Below are 8,500 nucleotides of genomic sequence, written 5' to 3' on the forward strand. Positions count from 1 at the left end.
CGCTCCACCAGCACCTCGCGATCGCGCTGCACCGCATCCCACGCATCGGCCCGCGCCGCGTCCTCCGCCCGCACCTGCGCTCGCGCCCGCTCCCGCGCGCTCCCCCGCGCACCCGCACGCCCTCGCGCGCCCCCACCCATAGCCATGGGAACCCCATGGGACAGATGCGGCGGCGGCTCCGGCGTCGAGATGCGGGTATCCCGCAGGTCGATCTTCAGCGGCCGCAACAGCAGCAGCCACTCCACCGACTCCCGGGTCTCCGGGTCCGGGGCGACGAACGTCGTCAGGAACCCCGCTTCCGTCAGCAGCACCAGGTTCTCGAACACCTCGTCCGGCGTCAGGTCGAGCGTCGGATACATCGCCGCCGACAGCTCGCGCGGATCCATCCGCCCCCGACCCAGCGGGTCGAGGTTCAGCCACAGCCACATCGCCGACGGCTTCGCGACGTCCGGCACCGTGGCCAGCGTCTCGAGGTCGGCGGGGCTGATCATGCGTTGCTTGGTTGACATCGTTCCCTCTCGCGAAGCCCTCGATGCACCTGTCGAGAGCGAAGTTCAGATCCTCCGGCGCGACCGTGAAGCACTCCGTGAAGCCCTTCCCGCCTCGCCCGAGCACGTCCTCGGCATCCGCCCACGACGCGAACGCCTGCGGGAACCAGCGGCGCAGCACCCGCAGCGCCTCCCGCTCCCACGTCGCATCCGTGCCCCGCTGGCAGACGATCGGATACCATCCCCTATCCAGCCACCGCTGCACCCGCGACCACGCCCACGCCCGACCGACCTTCAACGTCATCGACGCCGGATGCCAGACGACGTAGGTCATCGCATAGGTCGGCATGCTCATTCGGTCACCTCATATCCGGCGGCCGTCGCGCACGCCTCGCACAGCCGGCGCAGGTCGCCGTGGCGGAAGCCGTAGAACTTCGTCCGCATCAGGATCAGGTACTCCGGCGTCTCGATCGAGCCACACCCGGCGCACTGCAGCCGGTACGGGGCGATCCCGACGACACCGGACGTGAAGCCCGGGACCGTCGGCAGCATCTCCACGCTCATCGCATCCCCCGCCCGTCGGCACCGAACATCCGGTGCGCCTGCCACCGCATCCACTCATCCCCGTACACCGAGCAGCCCATCTCCATCGCCACAGCCGACGAGATCCGCACCCGAGTCACACCCTCGAGCCGGAACCATCCGAGCTCGCCCGGGTAGTAGACAGGTACCCGCTCGGGGCTCTTCACCCAGCTCCGCACCTTCCAGCCGTGCGAGAGCGCCGAGTCCTGCATGTCCGCCTCGCACCGCTGGTTGCACACCGCGCACAGGGTCAGGCCGTCCACCGGCGGCGGGAGGATGCCCTTCGACCCGCGCGTTCCCACTGCGCGACGGTGCTGGAACGTCAGCGGGTCCACCCCACCGCACATCACGCACCGGTAGCCGTCACGCGTGTACGTGTCGGTGCGGGTCTGCTTCGTCGGGGCGGTCACGCTGCCAGCTCCCATGCCATCCGAGACCACATGATCTCGAGCGCCGCGTACGCCTGCTGAGGGACGACCCCGTTCCCACACGCCTTGATCGCCGGGTTCCGCCCGAGAATGTCGGTCACCCATCCGAGCTGGTAGCCCATCATCCACTCCGGGAACACCGCCGCGAGACGATGGTTCCCGTTCTTCCCATTCGGGAGAGTCGGAGCCGGTGCGGGACGGGTAATCAACTCCCACAGACGCACCGCAGGCTCGTACTCGCCCCATGAGAGTTCGCCGACCACGTTCCCCTGTCGGTCGCCAGTGTCGTCACGTTCAGCACCGAGGGCGTACATCGTCTCTGTGCCGGACGCGCCCCGAGAAGCGCGCGGGGTCGGCAGCAGTCGCCCTTCCTGCGCAGCGACAGCCACGCCGGGCAGAAGCATCTCGTCCGAGCGAGCGCCCGAGCGTGACGCGTGACCGCCCTGCATGTCCGCAACCTGCGGAGTCGGAAGGAGACGTGCATTCGGGCGGCGCCCAAGATCCGTGCGCACCACAGCATCCGTCAGGGTGACGTTGCTCGTGCTGCTCCCGCCTGATCCCGCCTCATCCCGGGCTGTCGGCGTCTGGAGCAGCTGAACCGCGATAGCGAGCGGCATACCCATGCCGTTGCCGTTGATCCCCCTCGCCTTGACCCGCTCGCGCCGTGCAAGCCACGTGTCCGCCCCCTCGCCGTCGTTCGCGTTCGACGCGGACGGCGTCGGGAACAGCCCTACAGGTGTGTCAGCACGTCCGCCAACGATGGCTGATGGCCGCCCGCCCTGCGTTTCTCGGGAGACTGCACCCCACCTCTCGTCGAGTCGTACGCCGCGGGCGTAGGCAAGAACGAAGACCCGGAACCTGCCATGAGGGGCGCCGATGTCGGACGCGAGAAGACCATGCCATTCCGCATCGAACCCGAGGGCGGAAAGGTCTCCGAGTACACGTCCAAGTGCTCGAACATTGGGAGAATGGCTGGCCCCTCCATCGGGGTCCACACATCTCGGGCAGAGTCCCAGCGTGCTATCGGATGCGGACTCGGCGCATCCGGAGAGTAGGCCTCGGACATTCTCGATCACCACCACTTTCGGACGCAGCGCGTCGATTGCTTTCACGAAGTCGGCCCACAGGCCTGACCTGGTGCCCGGGCGCATGCCTGAGCGGCGGCCGGCGAGGCTGAGGTCCTGGCAGGGGAACCCGCCACAGAGGATGTCGACCTGCTCGACTGTCGACCATTCGACGGCTGTCACGTCACCGAAGTTCGGTACTCCGGGCCAGCGTGCGGACAGCACCTTCGACGGTTCTTCGTCGAACTCGCAATGCCACACCGTCTCACCGGCGAAGAACGCCTCAACGGCCATGTCCAGGCCGCCCACGCCGGAGAACAGCGAACCGATCTTGAGGGCGCTCATTCGTCGGTCTCCGTCTTGGAGGGCTGGATCAGCGCGGACCCGAACAGCACCCCGCCGGCCCAGAAGTCGAGCAGGGCGGGCCCGGGCTTGCCGTCGGTGCCGCGGGTGTAGTGGATCGTGGGCGGGTCGGTGATCGCGGTCGCGAGGGCGCGGGCGTCGGCGAGGAAGTCCAGGTTCACCGCGGACGGCGGGCCGGGCTCGGCGACGCGGGCAGCGTCGATGAGGCGATCGGTCGGCGGGTAGGCGTCGGCGCGGAGGGGTGCGTCGAACCGGGCGGATGGTGCAGTGTCGTCGTCCCACTCCCGGTAGATGACGGTCGCCCAGCCGGGGTGGGTGTGCTCGTCCGGCATGGCCGGGACCACCAGCTGCAGTACGGCGACCGGTTCGATCAGCGCGTCCTTCTTCGGCCTGAACGTGCGCACGTTCTTCCCCGCCCAGACGAGCAGGTCGTGCGGGATGACGACGTCGACCGGGTGCACGGGTGCGTGCAGGGGCAGGTGCAGCTGGTGCAGCCGGTAGCCGTCGGTCGCGGTGCACACGGCAGTGAGCCCCTCGGCGACGATGTGCGCGTGGCAGCGGACGCCGTAGATCTCATCGGTCGCGGCCGCGGCGAGCAGCCCGCGGGAGAGCCACCCCATGTCCGGGGTCGACATCTTCAGCTCGTGGACGACGGTGACGTCGGCCGCGTCGATCGTGGTGGTGCTCATGCGATGACTCCCGTCAACTTCTGGTACTCGATGTCGGCGAGCTCGATGCTGAACTCGCGACCCTGCAGTCGGGCGTTGTCGCCCTCGTGAGCGCACGCCTTGCATCGCCTCCATCCGCGGTCGGATGCTGCGCCTCCCGCGAGGTTGTTCCCCTCGAGCAGGTGGTTCCGCTTGCAGTGCGTCTTCTTCGCGTGATGGTGGTTCCCGTTGCGCACGGTGTCGTAGTTGTTTGCCGAGGGCGTGTCCCACCGCAGGTTGGTCAAGGTGTTGTTCGTGGTGTCCGCGTCACGGTGGCATCCCTCCATTCCCTCGGGGCAGGGCCCGACGAACGCCTCGAGCACGAGCCGATGCACCAGCCGCTGCGCGCCCTCACCATCCCGGTAGAGCGTGATCTTCCGATAGCCGCGAGAGGACACCGGATGGAGCTTGAGGACGCGACCGCACCACGGATGCCCGGTGCGATCCACGCGATCGAGTGACCGCACGCGCCCGAGGTCGCTCACCTCGTAGGAGCCTTCGTACCCGACGACCGGCCGCCACTGCTCAGGCATGATGCACCTCGGCGCGCACGTTCGCATTGAGCGATCTCAGGATGTCGATGTCGGTGGTGAGCGACTTGCGCAGGTCGCGGCCGAACTCGAGCTCGAGCTCGGCGTCATCGACCGCCTCGCGCGCCTCGACAACAGGCCCGTCGACGTCGGAGAACAGGCGCGCGTCGGTGATGTTGAACCCCGCCTGCCGGGCGTCCCGGTACGCCTTGCCCTTCGCGATCAGCAGGTCACGCTTGGCGGCCTTCACCGCCGCGGACAGGTCCTTCAGCACGGCCGGGGCGTGGCCGATGCGAGCGCGTGCGATCTGCAGTGCCCCGGCCACCTGGACCGGCGACGGGAACATCGCCAGCAGGTCCTCCTCGGACAGGTTCACCAGGTCGAGCGGCACGAGCTCGAGCACCGCCGGGGCGTCCTCGACTTCGCCGGTCACGGGGTTGATGTGCTCGGTCATCGCTTCCCCTTCTTGCGTGCCGCGGCACGGCGGGCCGCGCGGTTCGCCGGCGGCAGGTGGTCCTGCGGGGCCGGGCGCGCGGGCTTCTCCGGGCTGATCGTCGTGGCCGCGACGTCGTGCACCTGGACGGATGCCGCGATCGCCGGGGTCTCCCATGCCGACGCGGCATCCGCCACCGTGGCCGCGATCTCCCGGCGGCGCGCGCGCAGCGCACGATGCAGGTCGGTTCCTGCCTTGTCGGGGGTGAAGATCCGTGCGGCGCGGGCGTCCTTCTCGATCGCGTCGAGCAGGGTCGACGACTCGGCGTCGGCGATCTCCGCCGCCCAGTCGCGCTCCGTGGGCGCGGCGTCAGCCTCCGGCGCGGCATCGAGCAGCGCGCGGTCGTCGCCCTCGTCCTCGATGACGATGTCGCCGAGCAGCTCCCGGAACGTCTGCCGGTAGCCGACCATGCGGGCCGTGCGGCCGAAGTGGCGCATCGGCGCGCCGACCCACTTCCCCGCCCAGAACTCGTCCGCGCGCGGGACCTGCTCGTCCCACCGGATCGTGACCTTCGTCGGGATCCGCACGTCCTTGCGGAAGACCTCGACGCGGGCGAACTCCGGGAGCGGGTGCTCGGTCGATGGCGCCCAGGTCTCGGACCAGGTCTCGCCGTCGTTGGAGAACTCGACGGGGCCGGTGCCGTCCCACAGGCCGGAGCCGTGGACGATGCGCTCGACCTCACCGATCGTCTTCTTCTCGATCAGCTGCTCGCTCATCTCATGCCTCCTGGAATCGGAGCGACGTCGTGCGCCGCACCTTCGGGTATTCGTGCTTCAGCAGCTCGGCGCGCTCCTTGGCGCGTGCGACGTCGGCGACCCAGCTGCGGAACAGGGGCAGCGAGTCGGCGGCGAACGCGTCCTCGTCGATGCCCGTGGTCTCGGACACGCTGACCTGGAACCCGCCGGCCTCGCGGATACCGACCGCGCCGAACCGTTCGGCGTGCGGCATGCTCTTCGCGATCGCCTTCTTCAGCGCGTCGGCGGCCTTCTTCTCCGTCTTCGTGAGGGCGTCGAGCTCGCGCTTCAGCGGGGCCCACTCGTCGAGCGCGGCGGCGACATCCTCGGGGAGGTCGTCGACGTCGGGGCATCCGGCGTCCCGCCACGCGATGAACAGGTCGGCCCGGTAGACGAGGAACGCGATCATCTCGTCGTCGCGGGGGACGTCGATCCAGGTGGCGCCGTCGGCGGGCGGCTGGTCGTCCTCGTCGCGGATCTCGTACCCGTACAGGCCGGACACTGCGCCGAGCACGTGCTGCTGCCACTGGTTCTGTTCCATGTGGTCGCGCGGGATCCCGGCGAACTTGTAGCCGTGCTCGTGGGACTTGACCTCGACCGCCACGATCGAGCCGTCCGAGTTCGCGCCGATGCCGTCCGGGGTCGCCCGGTGGAGGTCGTTCTCGAGCGACGCCCAGAGTGCCCGGTTAGGGGTGACGGTGTGCAGCTGGTCGGCGGCCTCGTCGAGGAGGGCATCCTCGCGGGAGTGGCCGGCGGCCGTGGCGCGGTTCCCCCGGAACGTGGAGCCGTTCATCATCTGCTCGAGCACGCGCCGCCACGTCTTGATGCCGCCGTGCGCGATTTCCGAGATGATCGACGCCGTCGGGCCCTCGCCACGCTCGAGCATCCACACCGTGCGCGGGGCGTCCTCCGGGACCACGATGCGGGCCGCGGTGATCTGCGGGGTCATGCGCTCAGCCCCAGCATCGCCTCGACCTGCGTCCGCTCGGCGGCGTCCTGGACGTTCCGGGCGACCATGCGGCGGGCCGCGTCGCGGTCCTCGTCCGTCGCCGGTGCCGGCGTGATCGGGATGTTGTGCACGTACCCGCTGCTCATTCGAACTCCTTCAGGGGGATCAGGTCGACGTCGGTGTCGTCGTCGTTCATCAGGACCCGGTAGCGGCCCTTCGGGATCCGGTCGCCGCGGTAGATGTGGCGCAGCAGGTCGCAGTCGAGGAGGTCCCCGGTCAGGCGCTCGGTGAGCGGGTGCTGCAGGGTGAACGTCTCCCCGTCGGAGCGGACGATGTGGTGGTGGCCGCCGGACATCTCGATCAGCACGGCGATCGCGACGGATGCGGAGTCGTCGGCGATGCCGCGCCGCTCGCCGGCGGCGATGTACTTCCGGTGCGCGCGCAGGTTCTTCTGGATGCCCTCCGACACCAGGGCCGTGATCATGTCCATCTGGCTCATGACGCCACCCGCCATGTCGCGGCGCGGCGGCCGGACTTCGTGCGGCCCTCACCGTCACGGATCACGTGCCCGTCGTCGGCGAGCTGCTTCAACGCGGTCCGCAGACGGGATGCCGTGTACGTGTGCGCGGACTGGCCCTGCCAGGCGCGCTGCACGTGACGGGACTCGATCTGCTCCGCCGTGATCGGGGAGGTCTCGTCAGCGAGGATCGCGAGCACTTCCAGCTCGGATGCCTCCCGACCCTCCGGGGTGATCGAGTCCGCCGCGGCGTGCGACGTGACCGGGTCCGTCTTCCGGGCCCTCGCGGTGTCACCCGCGGGCAGGATCGCCGGGGCGCTCACGCGACCATCTCCGAGCACCCGTCGTGCGACTCGACCCAGGCGTCCCAGGCGTCGCGGTTCTCGCCCTCGTACAGGGTGCCGCGCGCACCGCACGGGCAGGTCATGCCTGCGATCGGTCGCGGCTCGGGATCCAGTGCTGGGACTCCGACGAGACGCACATGTGCGGACGCCGACACCGGCGTCATCGCCACGACCTCGACGGGCTCGATCGCGTACAAGCGTCCGTCGATCTCCTCAACGGTCTGCACGGCCTCCTGCAGGTCATCGAGCAGGCGACGGCGCCCGCCCAGGGTGGCACGTCCAGCGCGCGTTTCCACGGCCAGGAACGTAGGATTGGCGGTGATGGACATGTTCGGATGTCCTTTCTCTTGATGGCCGGTCCCGTTGCAGCGGGGCCGGCTTTCTTCACTTCTGGTGGTCGTGGCGGCCGAGGCCGTCGAGCTCGTCGAGACGCGACAGGCTCGGGGCGGGGTCCATGCCGCCGATGAAGCGCGCCACCGCGGCGCGCACGTTCTGGTAGGTCGCGAAGTACGCGAGCAGGAAGACGATCTGCAGCAGCGCGACGCCGTTCCAACGACCCGTGACCGCGACGGCGACACCGCACGCGACCATGGCAGCGAACAGCGCCCAGCGTGCGGCGATCACGACGCCGCCCCGACCTGCACGCGGAGCATCCCCGCACGGCTGGCCCCGGCGCGCAGCGCCGCCAGACCCGCCTGCGAAGACACTCCCGTTCCGGATGCCGGGGCAACCGTCCCCACGGTGCCCCGGCCATCCGAGCCCGAAACCCCAGCGGGCACCCGGCGCTCCCCAGCACCGGAGATCATGATGCGGCCGCCAGGGCTTCGATCTGCGCCAACAGATAGCGCCGGTGCCCGCTCGGCAACACGACCGCGGCGACCTTGCCGCGCATCGCCATACGTTGCAGCGTCTTCGTGGTCACGTGGAGCATCCGCGCCGCCTCGCTCGGCATCAGCAGAGTTCCCTCTGTGTCGGGAAGTTCCTTGTTTTTCATGTCGGCGACGCTATCAGATAAATTAGGAACTTGTGGACATTCGGTCGGATTGGTTGCGAATCTGTCCGATTTGTCCGATACTGGGTACATGGAGACAGCGAAGGAAACCCGTAACACCCCGAGCAGGGACGTGGACGCGGAGCTGGGGCAGCGCGCTCACATGCTCATCTGGAGCGAAGGTCGGAAGCAGGGCGACGTGGCCAGGCAGATCGGGATGTCGTCCGGCTCGCTGGGCCTGAAGCTGAAGGGTCAGCGCGGATGGGCGCTCGCGGAGGTCAAGGCGATCGCCTCGGTCCTCAACACGAGC

At 69.2% G+C, this 8,500-nt stretch carries 15 protein-coding genes; 1 reads left to right on the forward strand and 14 read right to left on the reverse strand.

Translation table 11 applies throughout. The annotated features are described in order from the left end of the window. Window positions 1–839 precede the first annotated feature (839 nt). The 14 genes from BGN97_RS13245 to BGN97_RS13310 form a co-directional block, all read right to left on the reverse strand. Window positions 840–1,052, reverse strand: a complete 213-nt coding sequence (locus tag BGN97_RS13245) for a hypothetical protein (RefSeq protein ID WP_292702391.1) — start codon at window positions 1,050–1,052, stop codon at window positions 840–842. Beyond that, the gene (locus BGN97_RS13250) at window positions 1,049–1,480 is read right to left on the reverse strand and encodes a hypothetical protein (protein ID WP_292702393.1); all 432 of its coding nucleotides are present in this window, start codon (window positions 1,478–1,480) and stop codon (window positions 1,049–1,051) included. Before BGN97_RS13250 ends, BGN97_RS13245 begins: the two co-directional genes overlap by 4 nt. Beyond that, window positions 1,477–2,907, reverse strand: a complete 1,431-nt coding sequence (gene dcm / locus BGN97_RS13255) for a DNA (cytosine-5-)-methyltransferase (RefSeq protein WP_292702396.1) — start codon at window positions 2,905–2,907, stop codon at window positions 1,477–1,479. Before dcm ends, BGN97_RS13250 begins: the two co-directional genes overlap by 4 nt. Beyond that, complete coding sequence (locus BGN97_RS13260) at window positions 2,904–3,614, reverse strand: hypothetical protein (RefSeq protein WP_292702399.1); 711 nt, start codon at window positions 3,612–3,614, stop codon at window positions 2,904–2,906. Before BGN97_RS13260 ends, dcm begins: the two co-directional genes overlap by 4 nt. Continuing rightward, complete coding sequence (locus BGN97_RS13265) at window positions 3,611–4,165, reverse strand: NUMOD4 motif-containing HNH endonuclease (RefSeq protein WP_292702402.1); 555 nt, start codon at window positions 4,163–4,165, stop codon at window positions 3,611–3,613. Before BGN97_RS13265 ends, BGN97_RS13260 begins: the two co-directional genes overlap by 4 nt. Further along, window positions 4,158–4,616 (reverse strand): hypothetical protein, encoded by a 459-nt coding sequence (locus BGN97_RS13270; protein WP_292702403.1) that lies wholly within the window; start codon window positions 4,614–4,616, stop codon window positions 4,158–4,160. The genes BGN97_RS13265 and BGN97_RS13270 overlap by 8 nt, the downstream gene beginning before the upstream one ends. Beyond that, window positions 4,613–5,371, reverse strand: coding sequence for a hypothetical protein (locus tag BGN97_RS13275; protein WP_292702406.1), 759 nt, complete (start codon window positions 5,369–5,371; stop codon window positions 4,613–4,615). The genes BGN97_RS13270 and BGN97_RS13275 overlap by 4 nt, the downstream gene beginning before the upstream one ends. A 1-nt stretch (window position 5,372) precedes the next feature. After that, the gene (locus BGN97_RS13280; RefSeq protein WP_292702409.1) at window positions 5,373–6,338 is read right to left on the reverse strand and encodes a hypothetical protein; all 966 of its coding nucleotides are present in this window, start codon (window positions 6,336–6,338) and stop codon (window positions 5,373–5,375) included. Next, a complete protein-coding gene (locus BGN97_RS13285; RefSeq protein WP_292702412.1) occupies window positions 6,335–6,484 on the reverse strand; it encodes a hypothetical protein in 150 nt (49 codons plus the stop codon). The genes BGN97_RS13280 and BGN97_RS13285 overlap by 4 nt, the downstream gene beginning before the upstream one ends. Next, complete coding sequence (locus tag BGN97_RS13290; protein WP_292702415.1) at window positions 6,481–6,837, reverse strand: DUF6085 family protein; 357 nt, start codon at window positions 6,835–6,837, stop codon at window positions 6,481–6,483. Before BGN97_RS13290 ends, BGN97_RS13285 begins: the two co-directional genes overlap by 4 nt. Further along, complete coding sequence (locus BGN97_RS13295) at window positions 6,834–7,178, reverse strand: hypothetical protein (protein WP_292702418.1); 345 nt, start codon at window positions 7,176–7,178, stop codon at window positions 6,834–6,836. Before BGN97_RS13295 ends, BGN97_RS13290 begins: the two co-directional genes overlap by 4 nt. After that, the gene (locus BGN97_RS13300) at window positions 7,175–7,528 is read right to left on the reverse strand and encodes a hypothetical protein (protein ID WP_292702421.1); all 354 of its coding nucleotides are present in this window, start codon (window positions 7,526–7,528) and stop codon (window positions 7,175–7,177) included. Before BGN97_RS13300 ends, BGN97_RS13295 begins: the two co-directional genes overlap by 4 nt. Window positions 7,529–7,583: 55 nt before the next feature. Further along, window positions 7,584–7,823: a hypothetical protein gene (locus BGN97_RS13305; RefSeq protein WP_292702424.1), complete on the reverse strand. Its 240-nt coding sequence runs from the start codon at window positions 7,821–7,823 to the stop codon at window positions 7,584–7,586. A 178-nt stretch (window positions 7,824–8,001) separates the two neighbouring features. Next, window positions 8,002–8,193, reverse strand: coding sequence for a helix-turn-helix domain-containing protein (locus tag BGN97_RS13310; RefSeq protein WP_292702426.1), 192 nt, complete (start codon window positions 8,191–8,193; stop codon window positions 8,002–8,004). Window positions 8,194–8,281: 88 nt separating this feature from the next. Here BGN97_RS13310 and BGN97_RS13315 point away from each other — a divergent pair. Then, window positions 8,282–8,500 (forward strand): hypothetical protein (locus tag BGN97_RS13315; RefSeq protein ID WP_292702428.1); only part of this gene is annotated, 219 nt, incomplete at its 3' end.

Origin of the sequence: Microbacterium sp. 69-10 (genome assembly GCF_001897945.1) — a bacterium.
Lineage (GTDB): Bacteria > Actinomycetota > Actinomycetes > Actinomycetales > Microbacteriaceae > Microbacterium.

Coding starts and splice junctions, on each gene's coding strand:
- BGN97_RS13245 (WP_292702391.1), bottom strand. CDS start 1,052: ATGAGCGTGGAGATGCTGCCGACGGTCCCGGGCTTCACGTCCGGTGTC.
- dcm (WP_292702396.1), bottom strand. CDS start 2,907: ATGAGCGCCCTCAAGATCGGTTCGCTGTTCTCCGGCGTGGGCGGCCTG.
- BGN97_RS13260 (WP_292702399.1), bottom strand. CDS start 3,614: ATGAGCACCACCACGATCGACGCGGCCGACGTCACCGTCGTCCACGAG.
- BGN97_RS13265 (WP_292702402.1), bottom strand. CDS start 4,165: ATGCCTGAGCAGTGGCGGCCGGTCGTCGGGTACGAAGGCTCCTACGAG.
- BGN97_RS13270 (WP_292702403.1), bottom strand. CDS start 4,616: ATGACCGAGCACATCAACCCCGTGACCGGCGAAGTCGAGGACGCCCCG.
- BGN97_RS13275 (WP_292702406.1), bottom strand. CDS start 5,371: ATGAGCGAGCAGCTGATCGAGAAGAAGACGATCGGTGAGGTCGAGCGC.
- BGN97_RS13280 (WP_292702409.1), bottom strand. CDS start 6,338: ATGACCCCGCAGATCACCGCGGCCCGCATCGTGGTCCCGGAGGACGCC.
- BGN97_RS13285 (WP_292702412.1), bottom strand. CDS start 6,484: ATGAGCAGCGGGTACGTGCACAACATCCCGATCACGCCGGCACCGGCG.
- BGN97_RS13290 (WP_292702415.1), bottom strand. CDS start 6,837: ATGAGCCAGATGGACATGATCACGGCCCTGGTGTCGGAGGGCATCCAG.
- BGN97_RS13300 (WP_292702421.1), bottom strand. CDS start 7,528: ATGTCCATCACCGCCAATCCTACGTTCCTGGCCGTGGAAACGCGCGCT.
- BGN97_RS13310 (WP_292702426.1), bottom strand. CDS start 8,193: ATGAAAAACAAGGAACTTCCCGACACAGAGGGAACTCTGCTGATGCCG.